25 protein-coding genes are annotated in these 25,343 nt (G+C 70.0%); 12 read left to right on the top strand and 13 right to left on the bottom strand.

Going from position 1 to position 25,343, the window contains the following annotated elements:
* Positions 1–24: 24 nt before the first annotated feature.
* A complete protein-coding gene (locus tag EII34_RS09780; RefSeq protein WP_185711276.1) occupies positions 25–504 on the bottom strand; it encodes a DoxX family protein in 480 nt (159 codons plus the stop codon).
* Positions 505–644: 140 nt separating this feature from the next.
* Between EII34_RS09780 and mptB the strand changes: the two genes are divergently transcribed.
* From mptB to EII34_RS09740, 8 genes are all read left to right on the top strand, one after another.
* Positions 645–2,018 (top strand): polyprenol phosphomannose-dependent alpha 1,6 mannosyltransferase MptB, encoded by a 1,374-nt coding sequence (mptB, locus tag EII34_RS09775; protein ID WP_124844974.1) that lies wholly within the window; start codon positions 645–647, stop codon positions 2,016–2,018.
* Positions 2,019–2,076: 58 nt separating this feature from the next.
* The gene (locus EII34_RS09770; protein WP_124844973.1) at positions 2,077–3,036 is read left to right on the top strand and encodes an ABC transporter ATP-binding protein; all 960 of its coding nucleotides are present in this window, start codon (positions 2,077–2,079) and stop codon (positions 3,034–3,036) included.
* Positions 3,033–4,010, top strand: a complete 978-nt coding sequence (locus tag EII34_RS09765; RefSeq protein WP_124844972.1) for a hypothetical protein — start codon at positions 3,033–3,035, stop codon at positions 4,008–4,010. Before EII34_RS09770 ends, EII34_RS09765 begins: the two co-directional genes overlap by 4 nt.
* A 20-nt stretch (positions 4,011–4,030) precedes the next feature.
* The gene (thrC, locus tag EII34_RS09760; RefSeq protein ID WP_124844971.1) at positions 4,031–5,443 is read left to right on the top strand and encodes a threonine synthase; all 1,413 of its coding nucleotides are present in this window, start codon (positions 4,031–4,033) and stop codon (positions 5,441–5,443) included.
* 80 nt (positions 5,444–5,523) lie between these two features.
* Complete coding sequence (locus tag EII34_RS09755; protein ID WP_124845008.1) at positions 5,524–6,870, top strand: flavin monoamine oxidase family protein; 1,347 nt, start codon at positions 5,524–5,526, stop codon at positions 6,868–6,870.
* A gap of 37 nt (positions 6,871–6,907) precedes the next feature.
* On the top strand, positions 6,908–8,260 hold the full coding sequence (locus tag EII34_RS09750) for an NAD(P)/FAD-dependent oxidoreductase (protein ID WP_124844970.1): 1,353 nt from the start codon (positions 6,908–6,910) through the stop codon (positions 8,258–8,260).
* 70 nt (positions 8,261–8,330) lie between these two features.
* Entirely contained in the window at positions 8,331–8,966 is a 636-nt protein-coding gene (locus EII34_RS09745) for an SIMPL domain-containing protein (protein WP_124844969.1), read from the top strand.
* 3 nt (positions 8,967–8,969) lie between these two features.
* Positions 8,970–10,043 carry a winged helix DNA-binding domain-containing protein gene (locus EII34_RS09740; RefSeq protein ID WP_124844968.1) on the top strand — a complete coding sequence of 358 codons (1,074 nt, stop codon included), beginning with the start codon at positions 8,970–8,972 and terminating at the stop codon, positions 10,041–10,043.
* Positions 10,044–10,095: 52 nt separating this feature from the next.
* Here EII34_RS09740 and EII34_RS09735 read toward each other — a convergent pair whose 3' ends face one another.
* The 11 genes from EII34_RS09735 to EII34_RS09685 all read right to left on the bottom strand — a co-directional run bounded on the left by EII34_RS09735 (position 10,096) and on the right by EII34_RS09685 (position 19,123).
* Positions 10,096–10,584, bottom strand: coding sequence for a SixA phosphatase family protein (locus EII34_RS09735; RefSeq protein ID WP_124844967.1), 489 nt, complete (start codon positions 10,582–10,584; stop codon positions 10,096–10,098).
* Positions 10,585–10,638: 54 nt separating this feature from the next.
* Complete coding sequence (locus EII34_RS09730) at positions 10,639–11,565, bottom strand: cation diffusion facilitator family transporter (RefSeq protein ID WP_124844966.1); 927 nt, start codon at positions 11,563–11,565, stop codon at positions 10,639–10,641.
* A 9-nt stretch (positions 11,566–11,574) separates the two neighbouring features.
* A complete protein-coding gene (locus EII34_RS09725; RefSeq protein WP_221620262.1) occupies positions 11,575–11,910 on the bottom strand; it encodes an ArsR/SmtB family transcription factor in 336 nt (111 codons plus the stop codon).
* Positions 11,911–11,971: 61 nt separating this feature from the next.
* Complete coding sequence (locus EII34_RS09720) at positions 11,972–12,964, bottom strand: TRM11 family SAM-dependent methyltransferase (protein WP_124844965.1); 993 nt, start codon at positions 12,962–12,964, stop codon at positions 11,972–11,974.
* A 40-nt stretch (positions 12,965–13,004) separates the two neighbouring features.
* Positions 13,005–13,904: a hypothetical protein gene (locus EII34_RS09715; protein WP_124844964.1), complete on the bottom strand. Its 900-nt coding sequence runs from the start codon at positions 13,902–13,904 to the stop codon at positions 13,005–13,007.
* Between the two features lie 79 nt (positions 13,905–13,983).
* Positions 13,984–15,666 carry an ABC transporter permease gene (locus tag EII34_RS09710; protein ID WP_124844963.1) on the bottom strand — a complete coding sequence of 561 codons (1,683 nt, stop codon included), beginning with the start codon at positions 15,664–15,666 and terminating at the stop codon, positions 13,984–13,986.
* Positions 15,659–16,585 (bottom strand): ABC transporter ATP-binding protein, encoded by a 927-nt coding sequence (locus EII34_RS09705; RefSeq protein ID WP_124844962.1) that lies wholly within the window; start codon positions 16,583–16,585, stop codon positions 15,659–15,661. Before EII34_RS09705 ends, EII34_RS09710 begins: the two co-directional genes overlap by 8 nt.
* A gap of 44 nt (positions 16,586–16,629) precedes the next feature.
* On the bottom strand, positions 16,630–17,205 hold the full coding sequence (locus EII34_RS09700; protein ID WP_124844961.1) for a hypothetical protein: 576 nt from the start codon (positions 17,203–17,205) through the stop codon (positions 16,630–16,632).
* Between the two features lie 72 nt (positions 17,206–17,277).
* Positions 17,278–17,790: a hypothetical protein gene (locus EII34_RS09695; protein WP_124844960.1), complete on the bottom strand. Its 513-nt coding sequence runs from the start codon at positions 17,788–17,790 to the stop codon at positions 17,278–17,280.
* Between the two features lie 270 nt (positions 17,791–18,060).
* Positions 18,061–18,567 (bottom strand): hypothetical protein, encoded by a 507-nt coding sequence (locus tag EII34_RS09690; protein ID WP_124844959.1) that lies wholly within the window; start codon positions 18,565–18,567, stop codon positions 18,061–18,063.
* 4 nt (positions 18,568–18,571) lie between these two features.
* Entirely contained in the window at positions 18,572–19,123 is a 552-nt protein-coding gene (locus EII34_RS09685) for an inorganic diphosphatase (protein WP_124845006.1), read from the bottom strand.
* Positions 19,124–19,218: 95 nt separating this feature from the next.
* On the opposite strand from EII34_RS09685, the gene dacB reads away from it, so the two are divergent.
* Genes dacB through EII34_RS09665 form a run of 4 tightly spaced genes read left to right on the top strand, consistent with a single transcriptional unit; the run spans position 19,219 to position 22,961 of the window.
* Positions 19,219–20,652 (top strand): D-alanyl-D-alanine carboxypeptidase/D-alanyl-D-alanine endopeptidase, encoded by a 1,434-nt coding sequence (gene dacB / locus EII34_RS09680; protein WP_185711275.1) that lies wholly within the window; start codon positions 19,219–19,221, stop codon positions 20,650–20,652.
* Positions 20,649–21,578, top strand: a complete 930-nt coding sequence (locus tag EII34_RS09675; protein ID WP_124844957.1) for a zinc-dependent metalloprotease — start codon at positions 20,649–20,651, stop codon at positions 21,576–21,578. The genes dacB and EII34_RS09675 overlap by 4 nt, the downstream gene beginning before the upstream one ends.
* A complete protein-coding gene (gene tilS, locus EII34_RS16705) occupies positions 21,565–22,503 on the top strand; it encodes a tRNA lysidine(34) synthetase TilS (protein ID WP_124844956.1) in 939 nt (312 codons plus the stop codon). The genes EII34_RS09675 and tilS overlap by 14 nt, the downstream gene beginning before the upstream one ends.
* Positions 22,500–22,961, top strand: coding sequence for an SRPBCC family protein (locus tag EII34_RS09665; RefSeq protein WP_124844955.1), 462 nt, complete (start codon positions 22,500–22,502; stop codon positions 22,959–22,961). The genes tilS and EII34_RS09665 overlap by 4 nt, the downstream gene beginning before the upstream one ends.
* 92 nt (positions 22,962–23,053) lie before the next feature.
* Here EII34_RS09665 and EII34_RS09660 read toward each other — a convergent pair whose 3' ends face one another.
* Positions 23,054–25,330, bottom strand: coding sequence for a DUF7824 domain-containing protein (locus EII34_RS09660; protein WP_124844954.1), 2,277 nt, complete (start codon positions 25,328–25,330; stop codon positions 23,054–23,056).
* Positions 25,331–25,343 lie beyond the last annotated feature (13 nt).

Here is a 25,343-nt window from a genome sequence, read left to right as displayed (position 1 = left end):
AGCTGTGAGTTCCCTGTGAGTCGGTCAGGGGGTGGGGTGCTCCGCGATCATCGTCGCGGTCTCCTCCTGCTCCTCCTGCTCGGGCTCGTCGTCGCGGGGCTGGATGAACAGGTTGTCCAGACCGGCCCGGCCGGAGCCGTGGGCCAGGAGCATCAGCCCGACGACGGCCATCACCGCGTTGTACTCCCAGCCGTCGTCGTGGGCGTAGAAGTGCTCACTGCGGACCAGGACGATGATGGTGATGTTGAGCACCATCAGCCCCAACCCGACCAGTGGTGTGGCCAGACCGAAGATGAGCAGGATGCCGCCGATCACCTCGAAACCGATCACCAACCAGATGATGAGTCCGGGGTTGGGCAGGCCGAGTGACTCCAGCAGGGCGGCCTCGGCGCTCACCCCCTCGTTCTGCCAGCGGTGCCAGCCGTGGGCCACCATCACCACACCCATGACGATGCGCGTGAGCATCAGTGCGATGTCCTTGACGACTCGGATGAAGGCCTTCATGCTGCTCCCACTCTCGCTCTCCTGGGCCACCATGGTAGGCCCACTCCGGCCGATCGGACGGTGCGGGTCCAGTGACCTGCCGTGACCCCGGAACCGGTTCCGGCACCCCCGCTCCCCGGGCGGCCGATAGGGTGACCTCGATGGCAGCTGTTCGTGTTCCGGGAGGGCTCCACCTGGCGACCCTGCCGCCGGATCGACTGATCTGGGTCGGGGTCGGGGCCAGTGCTGCGCTCAGCGGCCTCGGCTGGCTCATCACCCCCGAGGCACCCTGGGCCTCCCGGGGGGTGCAGCTGCTCATGACCGGTTGCGTCGCGGTGCTGCTGCTGTGCTGGTGGCGGCTCGGCCCGCAGTTCCGACACCCCCTGCCCGTCGCCGTCGCGTGGGCGGCGCCGCTGCTGCTGGCCCCGCCCCTGTTCAGCCAGGACGTCGCCGCCTACCTGGCCCAGGGCCGGATGGTCACCTCCGGCCTCGACCCCTACACCACCCCGCTGGCCACCACCGAGCTGCCCGGCCTGCCCGTCGGCCACCACTGGGCCACGACCACCTCCGTGTACCCACCCGGCTCACTGTGGCTGTTCGCGGCCGCCCACTGGCTCGGCCTCGGCCACCCCGGGGCCGGTGTGCTGTGGCTGCGCATCATCACGCTGCTGGCGCTGTGGGCCCTGGCCGAGGCACTCCGACGCATCGCTGGCCATCTGGGGATCCCCGCCACCTCGACGGTGTGGCTGGGGGCCGCCTGCCCACTGTTCCTCGTCCAGGGCGTCGGAGGGGTCCACAACGACGCCGTCCTGGCCGCCCTCATCGCCTGGGCCGTGGTCGCGGCACTGCGCGGCAGCTGGTCGGGGCTGCTGCTCGGTGGGGCCGTCGTCGGTGTCGCGATGCTGGTCAAGCAGTCCGGGGCCGCAGCCGGACCAGGTGTGGTCGCCCTCGCCCTGGCCCCGAGCATCCCGCGCAGCTGGCCGATGATCGCGCTGCGCGCCGCGGCCGCCGGGGCCGTCGCCGGGGCCGTCGCCGGGGCCGTGTTCGTCACCGTCTCGCTCGTCAGCGGATTCGGGTTCGGTTGGGCCAACGCCACCGCGGGCAGTCCCCTCGCCGCGATGAACTCGTCCCCGTGGTCCTGGGTGGCACAGGTCTCCTCGTGGCTCGCGCCCGGCGGGACCGCCCTCCCGGTGATCTCCGCCCTGGCCTGGGTCGCGGTCCTGGTCGCCTGGGGGTGGCTGATCCGACGGTGGGGTCCCCGCCCCGGCGACCCCGGCCAGCCGTGGCCGCTGCTGTTCGGCTGTCTGCTGGCCTTCGTCGTGGCGGGTCCCGCCGTCCAGCCCTGGTACCTCCTGTGGGTGGTGCCCTTCCTCATCTGCTGCATCCGGCCGCTGCGGATCCCACAGCAGGGCGCCGTGATCGCCGTCGTGGCCCTCACCCTCCTCGGTCCGCTCCAGGGCGCCCTCGACGTCCTGCCGGGGCTCGCCGTCACCCTCGCCGTCGCGTGGTGGCTCAACCGGAGGACCACGGTCTGAGGCATCGGCGACCCCGGGCCGACCCGCTGATGCCCTCTCGCCGGATAGGGTGCGATCCATGACCCAGTACTGGAAGGACCTCCCCGCCAACTGGGCCATCGAGCTGCGCGGCGTCAGCAAACGCTTCCGCCGCACCCAGGCGCTGTCCGACCTCAACCTCCACGTGCCCATCGGCGGGGTCCACGGGCTGCTCGGCCCCAACGGCTCCGGCAAGACCACCACCATCCGGATGCTGCTCGGACTGCTGCGTGCCGACCAGGGCCGCATGTTCATCCTCGACCACCAGGTGCCCCACCAGCTCCCCGCCGTGATCGACCGGGTCGGGGCCGTCGTCGAGTCCCCCCATCTGGTGGGCAACCTCACCATCCAGCGCAACCTGGAGATCCTGGCCCTGGCCACCGGCAGCCCGCTCAGCCGCGTCACCGAGGTGCTGCTGGAGGTCGGCCTCGGTGGCCGCACCGACACCCTCTTCAAGGCCTGCTCGCTCGGCATGAAGCAGCGCGTCGCCATCGCCGCCACCCTGCTGAAACGCCCGGACATCCTCATCTTCGACGAACCGACCAACGGCCTCGACCCCGCCGGGATCCAGGAGATCCGCACGACGATGCGGGCGCTGGCCGAGCAGGGCCGCACCGTCCTGGTCTCCAGTCACCTGCTCAGCGAGATCGAACAGGTGGCGAACTCGGTGTCCATCATCGGGCGAGGCCGGGTCCTGGCCGAGGGGGACCTCGACGTGCTGCTCGGCTTCGGCCAGCCCCACGTCGTCGTGGAGGTCGAGGAGACGGCCTTCGCCCACGAGGTGCTGCGGCAGGCCGGATACGACTGCGAGCTGGTCTCCGGGCGGCTCCACGTCACCCGCGACGGCGCCATCGCGGCCCAGGACGTGGCCAGGGTGCTGGGACAGGCCGACCTCTGGCCGTCGCACCTCAGCCTCAGCCAGGCCAGCCTGGAGTCGGTGTTCCTCAGCCTCACCGAGGGCGAGCACCTGTCCGCGACGCAGGGGAGGTCGGCCGCGTGATGATCAACATCATCCGTTCCGAGCTGCTGCGTCTGGTGAGCAGCCGGGTCTTCGTCGGGTTCGCGGTCATCACGGCAGCACTGGGGTGCCTGACGGGCATCTCCGCCTCGCACGTGAGCGCCGAGCTGAACCAGAGCGACTGGGAGCTGGCCCACGAGACCCATGAGGTCGAGCTGGAGAACTGGCGGTCCCAGATGCTCAACCACGAGGAGGCCTGTGATGCAGGTGAGCGGTGGGCCTGTGAGATGCTCCAGGAGAATTCTGGACCCGTCGTCGAGGACTACCTGCGGACGGTGGTGCCGTTCTCGGACCAGGTGCAGGCGACGACGCTCGGGCTCGCCATCTTCATGCTCGGCGTGGTGTCGGTGTTCGTCTCCTTGTACATCGGCTCCCAGTTCTCCTCCGGCGGGATCAGCACGCAGCTCACCTTCACCCCGGCACGCCAGCAGGTGCTGTGGTCGAAGGTGCTGGTGGGGACCCTCGCGGCGGGTGCGCTCAGCCTGCTCGGCCTGGGGCTCGGGGTGATGATGGACATGCTGTCGTACATGTGGTTGCAGGGGGTCACGGCGATCGGCATCAACGGCAGCCCGGGCCTGCAGTTCGTGCGATACCTCACCGCGGCGATGCTGGCCGGTGCGTTGTGTGCGCTGCTCGCCGTCATCTTCTCCTCCTCGTGGAAGGGACTTATCGCCTGCGCCCTGGTGCTCTACGGCCCGTTGATCCTCTTCGCCCCGTTCGGTTACTCGCTCCTCCCGGATGCGATCCTGCCCCACCGCTACATCAGTGCGGTGATCTTCGGCAGCTACCCGATCGGTGCTGACCTGTCGGATTCCGCGGAGATCGATGATCCCTTCATGGTGATCCACGATTCAGCGACCACCTACTGGGGCGGCCTGACCTACTGCCTGCTGGTGCTCGGGCTGCTGGCACTGCTCGCCTCGTGGCTCTTCCAGCGTCGCGACATGCTGAAATGACCACGGGTAGAGTCTGCGACGTGCGATACGTCTCCACCCGCTCCACGACCGGTGAATCCCGCAGCTTCAGCGACATCCTGCTGGAGGGACTGGCCCCGGACGGTGGCCTCTACCTGCCCGACGCGTACCCGGTGGTCGACGACGCCACCCTGGGGCGGTGGCGTCGGGTGCTGGCCGAGGACGGCTACGCCGCGCTGGCCTTCGAGGTGTGCTCGCTGTTCGTCGACGACATCCCCGCGGCCGATCTGCGTGGCATCTGTGAGCGGGCCTACGCGCCGGAGAAGTACCTCGACCCCGCCGTCGTGCCCGTGAGCCGACTCTCCGACGGAATCTGGCTGGCGCATCTCAGCAACGGTCCCACCGCCGCGTTCAAGGACATGGCGATGCAGCTGCTGGGGGAGCTGTTCCCCTACGAGCTCGCGCGTCGTGGCGAGACGTTGACCATCCTCGGCGCCACCTCCGGGGACACCGGGTCGTCGGCGGAGCACGCCCTGAAGGGTCGCGACGGGGTGCGCGTGGTGATGCTGTCCCCGGCGGGACGGATGACCCCGTTCCAGCAGGCCCAGATGTACGGGCTCGACGAGGACAACATCGTCAACCTGGCCGTCGAGGGGGTCTTCGACGACTGCCAGGACCTGGTCAAGGCGATCAACGCGGACGCCGAGTTCAAGGCCCGGCACCGCATCGGCGCGGTCAACTCCATCAACTGGGCCAGGCTGATGGCGCAGATCGTGTACTACTTCGCCACCTGGTTGCGGATCGTCGACGGCGAACCGCTCAGCTTCGCGGTGCCGTCGGGCAACTTCGGCAACATCGCTGCCGGGCACATCGCCCGGCGGATGGGGCTGCCGATCCGGCACCTGGTGCTGGCCACCAACGAGAACGACGTGCTGGACGAGTTCTTCCGCACCGGGATCTACCGGGTCCGGTCCGGGGCGGAGACGCTCGCCACGAGCTCACCGTCGATGGACATCTCGAAGGCCTCGAACTTCGAACGCTTCGTCGCCGACCTGCTGGGACGCGACGGCACCGCCGTCGCGGAGCTGTTCGGGACACGGCTGGCCACCGACGGCTGGTTCGACCTGTCCGGGGTGGATCGCACCGCCTCCGGTTTCGTCTCCGGCTCGTCCCGGCACGCCGACCGGGTGGCGGAGATCCGCGCCACGTGGGAGCAGGACCGGGTGCTGATCGACCCCCACACCGCCGACGGCGTGCACGTCGCCCGTCGGCTGGTGGCGGACGGGCAGGTCACCGGGCCCGTCGTGGTGATGGAGACCGCGCTGCCGGTGAAGTTCGCGGAGACCATCACCGAGGCGGTGGGGATCACCCCGCCCAGACCGGAGAGGTTCATCGGCATCGAGGACCTGCCGCGTCACGTCCAGCAGATCCCGGCGCGGGTCGAGGCGGTCAAGGCGGTGATCGAGGGCCGCTGACCCCGGGGGTGCCATCAACGGCCCGGGAGGGGCCTTGTACTCTGATGAGGCACATCTGCATGCCAGATCTAGGAGGGGTGATGCTGGACTGCGCCATCATCGGTGCTGGCCTTGCCGGCCTGGTCGCCGCGCGGGACCTGAGACATCGGGGGCTCGACGTGGTGGTCCTCGAGGCGAGGGACCGCGTCGGGGGACGGGTCGAGAACGCCACGCTGACCGATGACACCTACGTCGAGCTGGGAGGGCAGTGGATCGGGGCCGGTCACGACGCGCTCCTCGACCTGGTTGACCGTTACGGTCTCAAGACCATCGGCCTGCCCACCGAGGGCAACCTGCTGGTTCGGGTCCACGGGCGCGTGATGGCGGTGCCCACGAGGGCCGACGGCAAGGAGCTCACCCCGTTCGAGGTCGCCGACCTCAGCCAGGGTCTGCTCCGGCTGCGTCGTCTGGCGAAGCGGTTGGCGGCGGATCCTGCCTGGGTGGAGGCCAACGAGGCCTGGTTGCAGCAGGACCTGAGGCGCTGGGTGCGGACGAATCTGCGCACCGGAGGGGCCCAGGAACGGTTCGAGGAGGTCTATGCCGCCGCGTACGGACCGATGGCCGAGGCCGAGACGCTGGTGGAGGGGCTCAGACAGGTCAACTCCGGGCCGGACCTGGAGTCGATGCTCGCCACCAACGGTGGGCTCAACCAGCAGCGCGTCGACGGCGGGGTGGCGGCCCTGTGCGAGGCGATCGCGGCGGAACTGGGCGATGTGGTGCGTCTCGGGCAGCCGGTGGTGAAGGTGAGCCACCAGGATGAGGCGGAACTCACCCTCGCCTCGGGGGAGACCGTCACGGCCAGGCGGGTGATCTCGACGCTGCCGCCGAGACTCGCCGTCGCGTTGGAGCATGACCCGGCGCTGCCCTCGTGGCGGGCCGAGGCCGCGGAGAAGGTGGCTGCCGGGAACGTCATCAAGGCCTTCCTCATCTATGACCGGCCGTTCTGGCGCGACAAGGGCCTGTCCGGGCAGTCGAGCTCGGACGAGGGGGCGGTCAGGGTCACCTTCGACACCACTCGGCAGGATTCGGAGCGGGGGCACCTGCTCGGTTTCTTCGAGGGGGTCGAGGCAGGCTCCCTGGCCACCCGGGGGGTGGCGGATCGTCGTCAGGCCTTCATCGACTCGGCGATCAGTGCGTTCGGACCCGAGGGTGCCGAGGCCATCGAGTACGTCGAGCGCGACTGGACCGCCGAGGAGTACACGGGGGGTTGTCACGGTGCGCATTTCGCGCCCGGGATCTGGACCTCCAACGGTCCGGTGCTGGCGGCACCCGAGGGGTGCCTGCACTGGGCGGGTGCCGAGTACGCGGTGAGGTTCAACGGCTACATGGAGGGTGCGGTGCGTTCCGGCGAGGAGGTCGCGGCCGCCGTCGCCAGGGAGCTGATTTGAGTTTGAGCAGGGGTTCCGGCATGGCACGATAGGGGATATGCGCAAACCCCATGTTGTCATAATCGGGTCCGGTTTCGGCGGGTTGTTCGCCGCCAAGGCGTTGCGGAACGTGGACGTGGAGATCACGCTCATCGCCCGCACCACCCACCACCTGTTCCAGCCGTTGCTCTACCAGGTGGCCACCGGCATCCTCAGCGAGGGGGAGATCGCACCGTCCACGCGGGAGATCCTGCGCAGGCAGCGCAACGTGCAGGTGCAGCTGGGACTGGTGGAGCGCATCGACGTGGCCGAGCGGAAGGTGCACTGGCGGTTCCACAACCGCGGCCACGTCACCGGGTACGACCATCTCATCGTCGCGGCAGGGGCCGGGCAGTCGTACTTCGGCAACGACCAGTTCGCCCGGTTCGCGCCCGGGATGAAGTCCATCGACGACGCCCTGGAGCTCCGGGCCCGGATCTTCGGGGCCTTCGAGCTGGCCGAGGGTGAACCGGAGGGCAGTGACGTCTCCAGGCTGCTCACCTTCGCCGTCGTCGGGGCGGGACCGACCGGCGTGGAGATGGCCGGACAGATCCGGGAGCTGGCCTCCCAGACGCTGGTCGGGGAGTTCCGACGCATCGACCCCCGCAAGGCGCGGGTGGTGCTCATCGAGGGCGGGCCGCGGGTGCTGCCCAGCTTCGGTGAGGACCTGGGCGGCGTGGCCAGGAGGTCATTGACGAAGCGTGGTGTGGAGGTGTGGACCGACACCATGGTCACCGAGGTGGACTCGAAGGGGCTCGTCGTGAAGCGGGCCGATGGGACCGTCGAGCGGTTGGAGTCGGTGTGCAAGGTGTGGGCGGCCGGGGTCCAGGCGAATCCGCTGGGTCGGCAGCTGGCGGAGCAGACCGGGGCCGAGGTGGACCGCGCCGGCAGGGTGAAGGTGCTGCCGGATCTCAGCCTTCCGGGGCATCCGGAGGTGTTCGTCGTCGGTGATCTCGCGGCGGTCGACGGGGTGCCGGGTGTGGCGCAGGGAGCCATCCAGGGGGCGCGGTACGTGGCCCGGACCATCCGCGGCGAGATCATCGGGGAGCGGCCGAGCGCCCCGTTCCGGTACAAGGACAAGGGGTCGATGGCCACCATCTCGCGGTTCTCGGCGGTGGTCAGTGCCGGCAAGGTGAAGATCACCGGTTTCCTGGCGTGGGCGGCGTGGCTGCTGCTGCACCTGCTCTACATCGCAGGCTTCAAGCAGCGGCTCTCGACGCTGCTGCACTGGTTCATCAGCTTCCTCACCCGGGGTCGCTCGGAGCGGGTCACCACCAACCAGCAGATGGTGGGCCGGCTCGCGCTGGAGGAGCTGGGCGAGGGATCCAGTGGTCGTCTCATGGTCGGGTCGACAAACCAGCCGAGGACCTGAGGGTCCGTTCCCTCTGCTGGTCGAGTCGTCCTCCTGCCGGGGTGTCAGGGACAGGCCGTAGGATCGTTGCATGGAGATTCGGGTCGAGGGTGAGGCGGAGCGGGAGCTGCCGCCTGAGGTCGCGGTGCTGCACGTCAACCTGGAGGTGGAGGGCACGCACCGGGAACGGGTGGTGCGTTCCCTCGGGGTGCTCAGCCGCGAGTTCGCGGAGGCCCTCACCCCGCTGGAGCCGTCGGCGATCACCGCCTGGAGCCTCGAGCCGGTGCAGGTCCACGCCTGGACGACGGGGCGACGCGGCGGCACCACCCGGTGCTCGGCCAGCGCACGCGGCACCATCACCTTCCACGACCTCCAGGCGTTGGCGGACTTCTGCCTGGCCTGGGCGGAGCGTGAGGGCGTCGAGCTGGAGGGCACCAGCTGGGAGCTCACCCCTGAGACCGAGGAGCGGCTGGAGACCGAGCTGCTGACCGACGCCGTGCACAGGGCCAGGCGCCGGGCCGAGATCATGGCCGCCGCCTCCGGGGCCGAGGTCACCTCCTGCCGGGAGCTGTCCGACCACTGGCGCGACTCGCCGGGGATGAAGGGCGAACCGCTGATGGCGGTGGCGGCCGCGTCGCTCAGGAAACGCTCCGACGTCGCACCCGAGGCACGCCCCGAGGACATCCGACGGGCCGTGACGGTCCACGCCGTCTTCGAGGCCCGGTGAGTCGTGGCTGATCCGGGGCTGGGCCGTACCCGCCTCGTCGCCCAGGGCCTGGTCACCCGGCCCTGGACATCGCCGACCGCGGTGGCCGAGGCCTTCGGGGCACACCAGGGCCAGGACCTGGCCGGGGTGCTGGCCTCGCTGGCGCTTCGGACCACCGGCAGCATTGACGACGTGCTCGCGGCCTTCGCGCGGGGTGAGATCGTGCGCGGCTACCCGATGCGGGGCACCGTGTTCGCGATGGCGGCTCGTGACGCTGCCTGGATCACCGAGTTGTGCGTCGGCCCGGGACTGCGGCAGTCGACACGGCTGTTGGCCTCCCGCGGCCTGACGGAGGAGCACCGGCAGCGCAGTGAGGAGATCGCCCGGGAGCTGCTGGCAGACGGGCCGCGGTCGCGCGCGGAGTTGGGTGAGAGCTGGGCGGCGGCCGGACTGTCCGAGGCGCAGGGTGCGAGCTACCACCTGCTGGTGAACCTGATCTCGGCCGGGGTGCTGTGCCACGGGCCGATCGTCGACGGCGACCAGCACGTCGCGCTGTGTGAGACCTGGCTGCCTCCCGGCTCAGACCTCGAGGGCCGGTTCAACGGGGACCGCGAGGCCGCCGTCGCCGAACTGCTCTGTCGACATCTCACCTCCCGGGGGCCTGCCACGCTGCGGGACTTCCAGTGGTGGTCGAAGCTGCCGATCACCGAGATCAGGCGGGCCTTCACGCTGGTCAGGGACCGGTTCGAGGAGGTCGAGGGCGAGCGGTTCCAGCGGGTGGGGCTCGCCGACGAGGTGCGTGAGTTGGGCCGGGCGGCCTCGAGGGCGCTGCTGCTGCCTGGCTTCGACGAGTTCATCCTGGGGTACCAGGACCGGTTGTTCGCGATGTCCGAGGACGATCACGAACGCCTGGTGCCGGGCAACCGGGGAGTGTTCCGACGCAGCGTCGTGGTCGGGGGTCAGGTGGTGGGGGCCTGGCGCAGCGGTGGTTCCCCGACGCGTCGTCGTCTGGAGCTGGAGGGGTTCACGCCCTTGTCACAGCGCACCCGGGGGGTCGCGGAGAAGCTCTTCGCCGAGTTCCCGTTCCACGGCGGGTGACCACGGGTGGGGTGGCGGTGACGGCGGTCAGTGAGGCCGTGCAGCCTCCGCGTCAGCGCCGTTCGATGCGTTCCAGTCTGACGTGACCCAGCTCGAAGGGGGCGAGGTCGGCCCAGTCGCCGTCGAAGGTGAACTCGGTGAAGGTGGCGGTGGGGTACCAGCACTGCATCGCATCGGCCTCGCGGGGGTTGGACGCGTGGCCCAGCTGCGCGGCGAGCCCGGGGATGGTGGGGGCGTGGCCCACGACGATCAGGCCCGTGACCGCGGGGTCGGTCTCGCTGATGTGGCGGAGCATGGTCTCGGTGCCGTCGTGGTAGAGCGAGTCCAGGAACTCAGCCGGGATGTCCAGTCCGAGGGCGGCGAAGGTCTGGCGGGTCCGGGTGGCGGTGGAGACCAGTGCGTACTGGAGCCCCAGCCCCCGCAGCGTCACCCCGGCGGCCTGCGCGTCCTGCACCCCGCGGGGCAGCAGCTCGCGGGCGTGGTCACCACCGGGGTTGCTGCCCTCGGTCTTCGCATGGCGCATCAGCACGAGTCGTCTCATGGGGCAACTCTACGAGGTCCTGCCTCGGTGGGCCGCCTCACCGTGTCGCGGTCTTCACGCGTGGAGGCGGTCCAGGTGCTGATCAGCGATGCTCCTCGACTCGAGCTGCAGGGTGCAGTGCTCGATGCTGATCTCGTGGTGCCGCTCCAGACACTCCTGGATCTGGGAGAGGATCTGCTGGGAATGGCCGTCACGGAAGCACTCCTCGGCGAGCACGACGTGCGCGGTCAGGACCGGCTGGTCCGAGGACACCATCGAGGCGTGGAGGTCGTGAACCCCTTGGACGTGGGGCAGCGTCATGATGTGGGACCGGACCTCGGTGAGGTCGAGATCGGCAGGGGTCTCCTCCAGCAGGATCGTGGTCGAGCGGCGCAGCAGCAGGACGGCCCTGGGCAGGATCAGTGCCGCGACGAACAGACCTGCGACGGTGTCGGCGCGCATCCATCCGGTGAGGGCGACGACGACGGCGGAGACGATCACCGCCACCGAGCCGAGGGCATCGTTGAGGACCTCCAGGAAGGCGGCCCTCATGTTGAGGTTGGCATCCCGGCCACCCGCCAGGACCAGCAGGGCGAGCAGGTTCCCCAGCAGCCCGAGCGTGCCGATGACGATCAGTCCGCCGGGGCTCACCTCGGGCGGGGCGAGGAGCCGGGCGATGCCCTCGACGACGGCGTAGCACCCGACGACCAGCAGGATGGCTGACTGCAGTGCCGCCGAGAGCACCTCAGCGCGTTGCCACCCCCAGGTGCGACGGTCCGACGGGGGGCGTGCCATCAGGGTCGCTGCGATGAGGGCGACGACCAGCCCCATGGAGTCGGTCAGCATGTGTCCGGCATCCACCAGGAGCGCCAGGCTCCCTGTGACGAGAGCGCCGACGATCTCCACCACCAGGATGCTGCCGGTGATGGCGAGCGCGGCGACCAGCCGCTGACGATTCGTGGCGCCGTGCGAGTGTCCGTGTGAGTGTCCGTGGTGGCTCATCGTCACGCCTCACTGGCCGCAGTCGACGGCGATCTCCCCGGTCGCCGCCAGCAGTGACTGGGTGGCGGCCAGCAGTTCCGTGGTCAGCTCCGGCTCCGCCAATGAGTAGAAGGTTGCCCGTCCCCGCACCCGGGCGCTCAGCAACCCGGAGTCACGCAGTCCGCGCACATGGGCGGACACCGTCGACTGGGCCAGCCCGAGGTGTCCGACGAGATCCGCGACGCGGTGCGGGGCCAGCATCAGATGTTTGACGATGGCCAGCCGGTTGGGGTCCGCCAGGCAGCGGAACAGCGCAGCCGTCAGCTCCACGTCAGGTTCACGTTCACCACCCGTCATCATCGTCATGGAGCGATGATAACGCTGGGCGGCGATGTAAGGCAAGGGGTACCTTGCCCGCGCCCCGGACTCACTCCGGGCGAGGCCTCACCGCGACCATCAGGTCACGCCGGATCGAGGAGTCGACGCGGTGCGCGAACCGCTCCCAGGCACCGCCGGTCCGGACCTCCAGTCCGGCATCGATGAACATCTGGGCCAGGTCCTCGCGAGCCAGCCCCAGCGTGTTCCAGCTCAGCCCGAGCGCCCCACCCGGGTGCAGCTGCCCCGCCCACACCGGGATGGCCTCGGCCAGCAGGTGCGCGGGGGTGCGGGACCGTCTCCCACCGCTCGTGGCCCCATGGACCACCCCGTAGGGGGCATCGGTGACGATCGCGTCGAAACGTTTCTTCCCGTACAGCGCTCCCGAGGTGCGGGCGTCGCCGGTGAACACCGTCGCCAGGAGTTCCCGCTTCCCGACGGTGATGTGTGCGTCGAAGCGACGCCCGATGTGCTTGCCGTCGCGACGCACCGGCGTGACCTCGGCGCTGTGCTTGATGCGGCCCCGTCGAAGGTAGGTCTTGTAGAACGCGGCCATCGCGTCGAAGGTCTTGTCGTCGGCCTCCACCCCGAAGGCGTCGCACCCTGCGATGAGCGCGGTGGAGAGGGTGGTGCCGCGGCCGGCCATCGGGTCCAGCACCCGGTACGGCGCGGGCCGGTCGCAGGCGGCGAGGGTGACACCGAGCAGGAGACGGGTGAACTGCTCGTTGGTCTTGCCCTGGTACTTGGGGATGGTGACCAGGTCGTCGTTCAGCAGGTCGACCCGTGGCAGCGCGACGGGGTGCAGGGCGTCGCCGTCCCGGCGGAACAACGCGAAGGCCGCGGACTGGGAGGCGATCGTCGCGAGCCGGTCGCGCCCGAGCGGGTCCGCGACGAAACCGAGGTAGTCGACCCCGGCCAGCTCCACCTGCTGCACCTCGGAGACGAACGGGGCGGTGATCTCCAGCTCCGCGGCGGTCAGGGCAGCGGCCTCACCCGCGTAGACGCGGTTGGCGGACGGGTTGCGCAACAACAGGTACGACGACATGGCGACCAGTGTGGCATCCAGGCCCGTCCCGGGCCAGTGCTCACTGCCAGGCAGCGAGGAACTCCTGGGTGACGGTGTTCACCTCGCTGGGTGTGGTGGCGGTGGCCAGGGCGGTCTGCACCACCCCGCGATGGGCCTTGGTGTAGCAGGCGTAGAAGGTCAGGTCCTCCTCGGTCTTCTTCCCGCAGATGCTGTCACCGAAGGTCTCGGGGTTCTGGAGTTCCTCCGTCGCGATCTCGAAGACGATCTCTCCCGGGATGTAGCCCGCGACGAACCGACCCCGGCTGTTCTCGTAGACGTGGGTGTCCCAGAGCGAGGCCGGGTCCGTCTCGATGTCGGGCACGGTCGTGAAGTTCCCGAATGAGTCAGGGAATTCCGGGCGCTTGAAGTTGTCGTGGGTGCGGGTCGGTGACGGTGTCGGTGTGGGGGTCTTCGTCGACCGTGACGTGCTGGGGGTCGGCGACGGGGGTGAGCTGGTCCGGCTGGGGGTGGGTGTGGGCTCCGGGGTGCTCTGGGTGGGTTGGGCGACGGGTTCGTCCTTCTTCTTGCCCGTGGTGGCCAGGTACACCCCGCCTGCACCGAGCAGGAGCACCAGCAGCACGATCATCACGATGAGCAAGGGGTTGATCCCCCGCGGTGGGGTGGGTCCGCCGGGGCCGTGGCCGCCCGGTCCATGGGGGTGGGTGGGGCCTGGCTGGGGGTAGCCCTGAGGGGGCTGGCCCGGGTAGGAACCGTACGGCTGTTGACCGTGGGGTTGCTGACCGTACGGCTGTTGACCGTAGGGGTACTGATGGGACTGACCGCCCTGGGGCTGGGAAGGCTGAGGGTATCCTCCCGGCCCCTGCTGCGGATGGCCCCCGGGCTGCTGCGGGTATGACCATCCCGGCTGCCCCATCGGCCCCTGCGGCTGCCCGGCTCCGGGCCACTGGTTGTTGCTCATCTTTGCCTCCTGCGAGCCCATGGTAGGGCCTGTCAGGTCACCTCGTGTGGCGAAGGTGAGTTGTCGTGGGTGAGTGGCGTCATCGCAGGAACAGGGCCTTCAACCTGAGGGAGGCGATCCAGGTGCCGAGCACCGCCAGTACCACGAAGTACAGGGTGTGCCCGGCCGTGACCCAGCCGACCTCGCCGGAGGTGAGGTCCCGCATCATCTCGATGCCGTGCCACAAGGGCAGGAACTTCACCACCGTCGCGATGGGCTCCGGGTAGACCTCGACGGGGTAGAAGGTGCCGGAGAACAGGAACATCGGCATGAGGGCGACGAAGATCCAGTCCAGCTGCTGGAAGGTCCTGGCGAACGAGGTGGCAGCCATGCCGATCCCGGCGAAGCCGAACGCGATGAGCAGACAGGCCGGGATCGCCAGCAAAGCCCACCACGAGGCGACCAGCCCGAGTGCCACCATCACCGCCAGGAACGCCGTCGCGTACAACCCGCCCCGGACCAGCGCGACGATGATCTCACCGAAGGCCACGTCCAGCGGCGACAACGAGGTGGACAGCATCCCCTCGTAGAGCTTGTCGAACTTCAGTTTGAAGAACACGTTGTAGACGGTGTCCATCACCGCGCCCATCATCGCGGAGCTGGCCAACAGCCCCGGCGCGATGAAGGCGGCGTAGGCCGTCGCCCCGTCGGCCTGTCCGATGAGGGTGCCGAGCCCGAAACCCATGGCGGCCAGGTACAGCAGCGGCTCAATGCCACCGCTGACCATGACCAGGGTGCTGGACCCCCAGGCCGCCTTGATCCCCCGTACGGCGACGGTGAGGAAGCCCCAGCGATGTGGAGCATGACGGCGGATCAGTTCCTGGCCGTCCGGCAGCTCCTGGCCAGCTGAGACCTCGACCGCCGGTTTCACGGGTTTCAGGCGTTTCTTCCGGCCGGTGAACAGCTCCCCGAGCAGCCGGGCGTGGTAGGCCCGGCACGCCAGCCACCAGCCGAGCACCGCCAGCGCCACCAGGTAGGCCACGTGCACCACCGGCAGCCACCACGGCGCGGCTTGGCCCAGGGTGACGATCCGCGCCAGGTTCACCCCGTGCCACAGTGGCGAGGCCCAGCCGATGGGGTGGAGCCAGCCCGGCAGCACCTCCAGCGGGAAGTAGGTGCCGGAGAACAGGGTCAGCGGCAGCACCACCATGCGGCTGAACAGCGAGAACTGCCCCTTGTCCTCCGGCTGGTGGGTGGTCCAGGCCGCGACGAGGTTCCCGAAGGCCCAGGCGGTGAGCAGGGCGATGGGGAGCAGGATCAGCGCGTTGAGGAGGGTGATGCCGCCGAATGGCAGCAGCACGAGGACCACCGTCGCCACGCTGATGACGTAACGCAGTGAGGACCCGATCATGTGGCCCGTGAAGAGCTGTCGCGGGGTCGTCGGGGTGGTGGCGGTGGACAGGTAGGTCTCGAACCACTTGAACCCGGCCATCACCCCCATCATGTTCTCGATGTGGGCGCCGTGCACGGCGACACTGAGGATCATCGCCGGTGCGACGAACTGCAGGAACGGCACGCCGAGGGCGCCGGGACTGGCCTGGTCCACCACCACGCCGAGTCCCACGCCGAGGGCGAGCACCGTCAGCAGCGACTCCACGGAGCCGGTGCCGAAGACACTCCCCGCCCAGGCGCGCAGCTGCATCACCACGTTCCTGGCGTGGAGCAGCGCACCCCAGCGTGCGACCTTCGCGGCCTGGGCTTCGTGATCGATACGTTCAGTCAATGAGGGACCGTCCCGTCAGCCGCAGGAACACGTCCTCCAGGGAGCAGCGCCGAACCAGCGCGGAGATCGGTTCCAGTCCGATCCCGTGGACGGCGTGCAGAGCGGCCTCCCCGTCGGCCGCGTAGACCAGCACCCGGTCCGGCAGCACCTCGATGCGGTCCCCCACGCCCCGGAGGGTCCGGGCGGCCTCGGCATTGCGCGACGAGCCGAAACGCAGCTCGGCCACCTCCTTGCCCGCATGCTCCCGTACCAGGGCGGTAGGGGTGCCCTCCGCGACGATCCGGCCGTGGTCCACGACGATGAGGCGGTCGCACAGCTGTTCGGCCTCGTCCATGTGGTGGGTGGTCAGCAGCAGGGTGGTGCCCTTCTCCTTCAGCTGGAACAGCCGGTCCCACAGGATGTGGCGGGCCTGCGGGTCGAGCCCGGTGGTCGGCTCGTCGAGCAGCACCATCCGGGGGTCCGAGACCAGGGCCCGGGCGATGGTGAGGCGACGTTTCATGCCGCCCGACAGGTCGTCGACCCGGGAGTGCTGCTTGTCCACCAGCTGTGCGAACTCCAGCAGCTCCCCGGCCTTGTGCTCCAGCCAGGGGCGGGGCAGACCGAAGTAACGGCCGTGGAAGATGAGGTTCTGCCTGACGCTCAGCTGCGGGTCGAGGTTGTCGGCCTGTGGCACCACGCCCAGGTGGGCACGGATCCTGGAGCCCTCGGCGTCGGGATCCATGCCGAGGATGGTGAGCTGGCCGCCGGAGCGTTGCGTGACCCCGGAGATCATCCGCATGGTGGTGGACTTGCCCGCACCGTTGGGGCCGAGCAGCCCGAAGGAGGTGCCGGGGGCCACCTCGAAGTCGATGCCCCGTACCGCCTCGAAGCTGCCGTACGACTTGCGCAGCCCACGTGCCAGGATGACCGGTTCATTCACGTCAGGAGACGATAGTGGATGGCCCCGACGTTTTCCCGTGGCGCTCAGATCCCCGGTTCATGGTCCCAGAGCTTCCTCGGTGGTTCCAACGGCTGTGGGGGCACCGGGGGATGTGGCTGTGGAGGCATGCCCGGTGGGGGAGCGAAGTCGACGAAGCGTTCGGTGAAGGAGACCTGCAGTTGGCGGCCGATCCGCTCCTGCGCCCGGTGGGGCAGGGTGGCGCACAGCATGTCGAGGACGCGCCCCGGGGTGTTGGAGGCGAACATCGGGTCCACCACCAGACGCAGCTGCCGGGCGTGGTCGTAGACCTCCAGCCTGTGCTGCTGACCGGTCACCCGGGCATGGCCGATCTCGTGGAACCCGATCCGTGCCGTCTCCTGCGGGCCGGTGTGGGCGATGAGCACCCCGTTGCCGACCTGGAGGTCGCAACGTCTGCCCATCAGCCACATGATGGCGAACAGGGGCAGGGTCAGCGGCACCACGATCAGGGCCAGTTCCAGGCGGTTCCGGCCCCGGGGCAGGTCGAGGACGTTCATCGCCAGGATCACCGAGACCACGATGATGAATGTGATGTATCCGATGACGGCACTCCAGTAGAGCGTCTTGTTCCGTGGGTTCACCCGGATCCGGAATGACTGCACGATGTCCCTCTCCCGCTGTGACGAGTCCTTTCAGGGTAGGGGATCCGGGGGTCAGTGCACGGCGCGGAACTCGGCGGAGCGGTCCATCCAGCGCAGCTCCTGGACACGCCCCTCCGTGCGGGTCTCGTGGCCGGGCATCGTGCGGAGCAGGGTGTCCAGCACCTGGTCGCTGGGATTGCTCAGACCGGCGCAGTTCAGTCGGATGCGCAGGTTCCCGGCCCGGTCGCTGATCTCCAGGCAGCGGGCCAGCTTCGTCACGCGCACCCGGCCGATCTCGTGCAACGCGATGCGGTCGATCTCGTGGCGACCGCTGAACAGGACGAGGTCGCCGCGGCCGATCAGCACGGTGCGGTGCGAGTCCAGCAGGCCGAGCAGCAGGAGCAGGGGTGCGGCCGTCAGGGCGATGGCTCCGGCCCCGACGATCCGGTGCTCGTTCAGCACCAGGGGTTGCACGAGGTGCCACTGGGAGACGACGAAGGCCGTGACGATCCCCAGGTAGAGAAAGGTCACCAGGGCAGCGGGCCATTTCTTGCTGGCCTGGACGGTGAAGTCGAAGGTCCGCATGTCTCTCCTTTCCCGAGGGGAAGGTTAGTGACTGCGAAGTCCTCAGAAGTACCCCAGGACGCCTCGCGACCATCCGGCTGACAGGCCAGGATGCAGTGGTCATATCATCTGATGTCTGCTGCCTTGATGAGAGCGCGGAGCACTGTGCACGAAGTGGCGGGTTGCTTGCGTGAGACGACGATGTCAGCGCTGCCAGTCAAGCAGGACGGCGATTCGTGCCCGTGAGGGGTGCGGAGGGTGGATGACCGTGGCCGTCGGAATGGCGTGAGGTCAGTGGGGTCGTTGCGGGAAGATCAGCACCCGCTCCTTGCGGCGCAGCTGCATCCCGGCCGGGTTCTCCAGGTGCGGCAACATCCGCTTGAGGACGTTGGCGATGTCGTCGGCGACCGTCGTCTGACCGTAGGGGTCCAGTGCGACGCGGACCCGCCCCATCCGATCCGTCGCCTCGAGACGGCGGTTGAGCTTGGTGTACACCCGGACCTGGGCCAGGTCCTGCAGGGGGATGCGGTCCAGCTCCCGGTGGTTCCGGCCGTCGCTGAGGACGAGGAACCCGTGCCCGATGGTCACGATCCGCAACGCGGAGTTGGCCCGCATGATGCCGAAGAGCCCACCCGTCGCCAGCGGAACGGCGATGATGCCCGGACTGACCGGGAGCCCGCCCGGCAGGGCGGAGTCGAGGGCGATCACCGCGACGATCACCCCGAAGGCCCACAGCAGGGCCAGCGGGAAGGCCCGCCAGAACCGGGGGCGCATCTGGACGTCGAAGCGTTCCACCATCACATCAGGCCAGGTTCACGTGGTGGTGCTCGAAGGAGGTGCCCTTGGCACGCTCGAAGGAGGCGAGGATCTCGGTCTCCGCCTCGTCGCGACCCGCCCAGGTGGCACCCTCCACGGACTTTCCGGGCTCCAGGTCCTTGTAGACGGAGAAGAAGTGCTCGATCTCCAGCAGGATGTGCTCCGCCACCGAGTCGAGATCCTTCAGGTGACGACGGCGCGTGTCGGCGGTCGGCACACACAGCACCTTGTCGTCACCCCCCATCTCGTCGGTCATCCGGAACATCGCGACGGCGTAGCACTCGATGAGGCAGCCCGGGAACGTCGGTTCCGCGCCGATCACCATCGCATCCAGCGGGTCGCCGTCCTGACCGAGGGTGCCCTCGATGAAGCCGTAGTCGTACGGGTACTGCGTCGAGGTGAACAGGGTCCGGTCCAAGCGGATGCGCCCCGTGTGGTGGTCCATCTCGTACTTGTTCTTGGTGCCCTTCGGGATCTCCACGGTGACGTCGAACAGGACACGGTCCTCAGGGGCGAAGATGTCGATGCTCTCGATCACGTCGTCACTCACTGGCCACTCCTATGATTGGGGAACGGCCGCACCCACGAGGCGGCCCGTTGCCCATGCAACTCTACCGGACCAGGAGTGAGCCGTTGACCTCTGCACGACACCCGTGGCGCTCCATCGTCGTGTGGCTCGCGGTGGGACTGGCGCTGGCGCTGGTCCTCCTGGCCGCCGTCCTCCGTTCCAGCCTCTTGCCAGCGCTGGGTCTGGCCCGTTCCGGGGCGCCTGCGACCATCTCCCCCACCCTGTTCGATCCCCCCAGCCCCGAGGCCGAACCGTCCCCACCCCCGGGCGCGCCGTTCATCGTCCCCGCCCCGACCGGTGAGGCGGGGGCCCTGCCGGAGCGGACCACCCTGGAGGCGCGGCTGAACGGCCTGGACCTCGCGAAGCTGCAGGCCGGGGTCCCCGAGGGCGGGTCGCTGGTCACCGCCTACGAGGTGCTGGACGCGGCCACGGGTGAGGTCCTCGCCTCCGCCGAGGCCGACCGGCCCCTGATCCCGGCCTCGAACACCAAACTGCTCACCGTCGTCGCCGTGATGGCGGCCTTCGACGGCACCGAGACCTTCACCACCCGCGTGGTCTCCCCGGAACCGGGACGGGTCGTGCTGGTCGGTGGTGGGGACCCGCTGCTCAGCTCCGTGCCGAACGACACCTACCCCGGACACGCCTCACTGCAGCAGCTGGCGGAGGCGACGGCGGCGAGGCTCAGGGCGGACGGGGTCACCAGCGTCACCGTCGGCTACGACGCGACCCTGTTCCAGGAGGCCTGGGCCGCCACCTGGCCCGGCAACTACCGCGACCAGGTGACCCCGCTGTCCGCACTGTGGGTGGACGAGGGGCGCGACGCCAACCGGGTGCGCAGCACCGACCCCGCCGTCGACGCCGCCGCCCTGTTCGTCGCGCAGCTGACTGCCGCCGGGATCACCGTCGACGGTGCACCGACCCCGGCCGAGGGCAGCGGCGAGGAGGTCGCGAGTGTCGCCTCCGCCCCCGTCCACGCCATCGCGGAGGTGGCGATGGAGAGTTCCAACAACTCCTTCACCGAGGTGCTGGGCATGCAGCTGGCGCTGCACTCCGGCCAGCCCGCGACCTTCGCCGGGTCCGTCGCGGCGATCCGGGCGCAGCTGACGGAGCTCGGCATCTGGGTCGACGGCGCGGTGCTCCACGACGCCTCGGGGCTGACCCGCGACAACGTGGTACCCACCTCGATGCTGGCCCGGGCGATGCAGCACGTGGTGACCACCCCGAGGCTGTCGGTGATCCTGGACGGGCTGCCGGTGGCCGGGGTCTCCGGGTCGCTGGCCGACCGGTTCACCGACGAGCTGGCGCTGCCCGCGCGAGGCGTCGCGAGGGCGAAGACCGGCACCCTGTCGCTGGTGGGGACCCTGGCGGGCAGCACCGTCACCGCCGACGGCCGGGAGGTCGTGTTCGCCTTCATCACCAACGGGTCCACCGACGGCTGGGCGGCGCGGGTGTGGATCGACCAGGCGGTGGGGCAGATCACCGGGTGTGGTTGTTCATGACCCGTCGCCCCCACGTGGCGTGGCCGGTGGCGCTGCACCTGGCGCGCCTCGCCGCCGATCCCGGGCCTGAGGTCTCGCGGCCGGAGGTGATCCGCACCGTCGCGGCACTGCGGCTGGCGGCGCGACGGGCCGGGGAGCTGGCGGTGGATCACGCGGGGCTCGGAGGTGCGGCGGCCGGGGAGGTCCTGGTGCTGGACCGGGCCGGGTGGGCTCGCAGCGCGGCGACGACGGTGGAGCGGATGCTGGACCGGTTGCCGTTCCCGCAGCGCCCGGAGGGAGCGTGGCGGCGGCTGAGTGGGGTCGGCAACGCCGTGGTGGCGGCGGGGGCGCTGGTGCTGGGTGGTCGAGTGCTGCTCGGGCAGTACGACCCGTTCACGGGTCGGCTGGTGCTGGTGGCCCCCGGCATCGTGGAGTTGCAGCGTCGCCACCGCCTGGAGCTGACGGATCTGGCGCTGTGGGTGGGCCTCCACGAGCAGACCCATGCGGTGCAGTTCAGTGCGGCACCGTGGCTGCTCGGGCACGTCGAGGCGTTGCTGGTGGAACTGGTCCGTGACGATCCCGGGGTGGTGACGCTGCTCAGCGCGCAGGGTCGGGTGGCGTTGGAGCGGCTGGGGGCGGTGATGACCCTGCTGGAAGGGCACGCCGACTTCGTCGCCGGACGCGCCGCCGTCGGGCGGGTCCCGACGTCGGCCGCCCTGCAGCGGGTCTTCGAGCGGCCCGCGGCCGGGCGGGGGTGGCGACGGTGGTTGGGCGGGTTGGACAAGGCCGTGCAGTACCGGGCGGGGCTGGGGTTCTGCCGGGCGGTGGCGCGCAGGGCCGGTGCCGAGGCGTTGCGGGCGGCGTTCGCGGGGCCCGAGCAGTTGCCGAGTGCCCGGGAGATCGCCGATCCGACGTCGTGGCTGAGGAGGGTGCATGGCCAGGCGTGAGCTGGGGCCGAATGCGCTCCGGGTGGCGCAGGCCGTCGCCTCGGTGCTGCCGGGAGGACCGGTGGTGGTGGGGGTCTCGGGTGGGGCGGACTCGATGGCCCTGGCACTTGGTGCGGCATGGGCCGGGTCCCGGTGCGGGGCGAGCGTGCGGGCGGTGGTCGTCGATCACGGGTTGCAGCCCGGATCGGCGGAGGTCGCGGCACGGGTCGTCGCCCGGCTGGAGGAGGCCGGGATTGTCGCTGAGATGCGTACCACGCATGTCAGCGACATCGGCGGGGTGGAGGCGGCGGCCAGGGCGGCGAGGCTCACGGTGCTGTCGGAGGCAGGACACCCGGTGCTGCTGGGCCACACCCTGGACGATCAGGCGGAGACGGTGCTGCTGGGGCTGCTGCGGGGGTCCGGGATCAGGTCGCTGGCGGGGATGGCGAGGCGTCGGGGGCTGTTCCTGCGCCCGCTGCTGGAGGTGCGGCGCTCCGAGACCGAGGCCGCGTGCCGGGAGTGGGGGATCGAGTGGTGGGAGGACCCGATGAACCGGGACCGTCGTTTCGCCAGGGTCCGGGCGCGCTCGGCGGTGGCGCTGCTGAGTGAGGAGCTCGGCCGTGACGTCGCCGTCGCGCTGGCGCGCAGCGCGGAGCTGGCGCGGGTGGATGCGGACCATCTCGACGAGGTGGCGGATCAGGCGCGCACGGTGGTGGCCCGGGGACAGGCGTTGGACGTGGCGGCGACGGCGCTGCTGCCGGAGGCGGTGCGGGGTCGGGTGCTGCGCGACTGGTTGCGCACCGTCGGGGCTGGGGCGGAGCGCGCGCATGTCGCCCAGGTGGAGCGGTTGCTCAGCGCGTGGCGTGGCCAGGGTCCGGTGCAGGTGCCCGGGGGCAGTGTGCGTCGGGAGGCGGGTCGGTTGGTCTTCGGGGAAGGGGAGTCATGATCGCGAAACCGTATGCGGTGGTGCGTTCGGTGCTGATCGGGGCGCCACGTCAGCGGGTGCACGAGATGGTCGCGGACCTGAGCGCCTGGGTGCTGTGGTCACCGTGGGAGGGGCGTGACCACACGCTGCTGCGGCGGCTGTCCCATCCACCGACGGGGGCGGGGGCGTGGTTCGAGTGGGAGGGCAACTTCACGGCCGGTCAGGGCCGGGTGGAGATCCTGCAGGTCAGCGACGACTCGGTCTCCCTCGACGTGCAGTGGCGGCGTCCCGTGGTCTCGGAGCAGCAGATGGAGTTCCGGCTGGATGAGGACGGTGAGGGTACGCGGGTCACGTGGACCACGCACGGCGAGATCAGTGGGGCATTCCGCCTGGTGGCCTATCTGGTGCCGATGAGCCGCATCCACGGTCCGACCTTCACCCGTGGTCTGGCCCGTCTCAAGGCCGTGTGCGAACGCTGAGGCATCGCGGACGAAGAACACTCCTCCCCTGCGGAACCAGCGTCGCGACCCGGTGAGGGTCGTGGCCGTGAGGCGGTCCGGCCGATGGGGTGTCACCTGCGTCCCTCCATGGCCCGGGTGACGGCCTCCGGGAGGTCCTGCTCCTCCGGCACCTCCTGCCGGTGGGCGTCGAGGACGTCGAGGACCGCGCGGAGGCTGGCCGGGGGTCTCCGGCGGGCCAGGAGGTCCTCGGCGACGGCGTTGAGCAGCGGCCACACCAGCGCCAGTCCGCCCGCCTCCGCGACGACATCGAGCACCTCGGCGAGGCGCTGTGGCCGCACCGTGAACCACTGGAGTTGCGGGTTCCGCCAGGCGGCCACCAGGTCGTCGGGGGTGAGGCGGCCCTGGTCCCAGGCGTCCACCAGCAGGCTGGCGTAGTTCTCGTGGCGGGCCTTGGCGAGGTTGCCGCCGATGGCGACGACGGCCAGCGCCAGCAGCGGTTCGAACCGGGAGGCGGCGGCCAGGGCCGGGGCGAGGGCGTCGAGGACCTGCCAGCCGGGTTGATCGGCGAGGAGACGTAGGGCCTTCGTTGCTGAGAAGGGCATTCCTGGGCAGGCTGTGGCCTCGAAGGCAGGACTGAGGTCGCTGTTCCTGCTGCCGTGCGGGAGATCCAGCAGGGCCAGGAGGGGTGTTTCGCCGCCCTCCAGCGTCGCGGACTCGGGGTCCTCGCCGACGAGGCGGCCGGGCGGGGTCGGTTGGTCCCGCCAGGCGGCGATGACGTCGGGGAGGGTGTGGGTCGTGCCCTCGATGGGCAGGTCGAACGGGGAGAGATCGGCGGGTGTCGTGGCGCGGTCCATGCGGGCCAGGGCGGCGGTGACGTCGACGGGTCGGGCCGCGATCCCGGCTGCGCGGTAGCGGCCGACTCGTTCCGCCAGGCCGTCCCAGGACACGTGGAGCGGGCGGTGGGTCGGGGTGGCGAGCAGGCAGGGCAGGGTGCCCAGCCCGTCGATCACCTCCTGGACCCGACGCAGCGCCAGCGCGGTCCTGCTCCCGGCTTTCACCAGACGTCTGCGGTCCGCGTAATCGAGCTTCGCACCGAGGGCGACGTGGAGGAGGTCATCCAGGTCCCCGGTGAACCACGCGATCTCGTCGGGGGTGGAGTCCAAGGCGTCCACGGCGGCCTCCCTGCCGTGGGCATGGCCGGTCGCGATGAGGTCAGCGAGCAGAGCCTCGATGCTCTCCGGGGTCTCGCCGTCGGAGACCGTCAGGTAGCGCGCCCGCAGCTCGTGTTCATCGAGAGGCATGGCCTCCGGGAGCCGCGAGGACCCCGGTCCGTTCGGCTCCCGCCACAGCCCCTGCGGTGAGGTGGCCCCGGGGGTGGTTTCCCAGGCCTTCAGCAGGGCCCGGGCCGGAGCGGCGAGCGTGGAGTCCTTCGCCGTCGAGGTGGCTTGGACGGTGCTGAGCAGGTCGGCGTCGGGCTCGGTCACCCGTTGCAGGGCGGCCAGGACCCGGAGCTTCAGGGCCTTCTCGGGGCGGGGCAGGACGGCGACGGCGATGTCGGTGAGCTCGGCGTCGGTGAGTTCGGGGCGCAGGCAGTGGTCGAGGAACACGCCAGCGGCCTTGGGGGAGGCGGCGGACAGTGCCGCGATCACCCGTGACCGCTGCTCCCACAGCTGATGGTTGAGGCCCAGGTGCTCCAGCCAGGTCAGGGCCCCGGACTGGGAGTTGCGGTTGTCGCCGCGTTCACACACCTGGATGAGCTGGGAGGCCAGTGAGTCGTCGAGTTCCCCGGCGGCGCGGAGCGCCCTGGCGCCGTCGCGGATCTGTTCGTCGGTGGTCCGTTCGTGGTATCTCAGGCCGTTGCGCACCTCGGTGAGGAGGGTGAACTGCTCCACCCAGCGGATGCCCGGGTGTGGTGCCGAGCAGTGGATGAGCCAGTCCTCCAGGTAGGCGGGGTTCGACGGCAGCGGCAGCTCGTGGGCGATGACCAGCGGTGCCAGCATGTCGGCGGCGCCGCCCGCGATGGCGTTCTTCTTCATCACCCCCGCGACGAAGGCGGCGGCCCAGTCGCGGTCCCGGGCGGCGACCCGGTCCTTGAGGCGCTGGTAGCCGACCGGTTCGCCCGGCAGCAGCCCCATCGTGAACTGGGTGAAGGCCGAGATCAGCTGGGCGGGGGTCGCCTCCAGGCAGGCCAGCAGCACGACGAGGTTCACCCGGAACTGGGCGGCGGGGGAGCGGCGACGGAGCTGGGGGAGCTGCTTCTTCACTGCCCGGTCGAGGGTGGTTCGTTCCTCGTCGGTCAGGGCGTCGATGGCAGCGACCACGTCCTTCGTCTTGTGCGGATACTCCAGGAGGGTGACGATGCGTTCGAAGGTCCAGTCCGAGGTCATGGAACCATTGTGG

This window comes from Arachnia propionica, assembly GCF_003859805.1.
Lineage (GTDB): Bacteria > Actinomycetota > Actinomycetes > Propionibacteriales > Propionibacteriaceae > Arachnia > Arachnia propionica_C.
This window is presented reverse-complemented; position numbering and strand designations above follow the sequence as displayed.

Coding starts and splice junctions, on each gene's coding strand:
- EII34_RS09780 (WP_185711276.1), bottom strand. CDS start 504: ATGAAGGCCTTCATCCGAGTCGTCAAGGACATCGCACTGATGCTCACG.
- mptB (WP_124844974.1), top strand. CDS start 645: ATGGCAGCTGTTCGTGTTCCGGGAGGGCTCCACCTGGCGACCCTGCCG.
- EII34_RS09770 (WP_124844973.1), top strand. CDS start 2,077: ATGACCCAGTACTGGAAGGACCTCCCCGCCAACTGGGCCATCGAGCTG.
- EII34_RS09755 (WP_124845008.1), top strand. CDS start 5,524: ATGCTGGACTGCGCCATCATCGGTGCTGGCCTTGCCGGCCTGGTCGCC.
- EII34_RS09750 (WP_124844970.1), top strand. CDS start 6,908: ATGCGCAAACCCCATGTTGTCATAATCGGGTCCGGTTTCGGCGGGTTG.
- EII34_RS09745 (WP_124844969.1), top strand. CDS start 8,331: ATGGAGATTCGGGTCGAGGGTGAGGCGGAGCGGGAGCTGCCGCCTGAG.
- EII34_RS09735 (WP_124844967.1), bottom strand. CDS start 10,584: ATGAGACGACTCGTGCTGATGCGCCATGCGAAGACCGAGGGCAGCAAC.
- EII34_RS09730 (WP_124844966.1), bottom strand. CDS start 11,565: ATGAGCCACCACGGACACTCACACGGACACTCGCACGGCGCCACGAAT.
- EII34_RS09725 (WP_221620262.1), bottom strand. CDS start 11,910: ATGACGATGATGACGGGTGGTGAACGTGAACCTGACGTGGAGCTGACG.
- EII34_RS09720 (WP_124844965.1), bottom strand. CDS start 12,964: ATGTCGTCGTACCTGTTGTTGCGCAACCCGTCCGCCAACCGCGTCTAC.
- EII34_RS09715 (WP_124844964.1), bottom strand. CDS start 13,904: ATGAGCAACAACCAGTGGCCCGGAGCCGGGCAGCCGCAGGGGCCGATG.
- EII34_RS09695 (WP_124844960.1), bottom strand. CDS start 17,790: ATGCGGACCTTCGACTTCACCGTCCAGGCCAGCAAGAAATGGCCCGCT.
- EII34_RS09690 (WP_124844959.1), bottom strand. CDS start 18,567: ATGGTGGAACGCTTCGACGTCCAGATGCGCCCCCGGTTCTGGCGGGCC.
- EII34_RS09675 (WP_124844957.1), top strand. CDS start 20,649: ATGACCCGTCGCCCCCACGTGGCGTGGCCGGTGGCGCTGCACCTGGCG.
- tilS (WP_124844956.1), top strand. CDS start 21,565: ATGGCCAGGCGTGAGCTGGGGCCGAATGCGCTCCGGGTGGCGCAGGCC.
- EII34_RS09665 (WP_124844955.1), top strand. CDS start 22,500: ATGATCGCGAAACCGTATGCGGTGGTGCGTTCGGTGCTGATCGGGGCG.
- EII34_RS09660 (WP_124844954.1), bottom strand. CDS start 25,330: ATGACCTCGGACTGGACCTTCGAACGCATCGTCACCCTCCTGGAGTAT.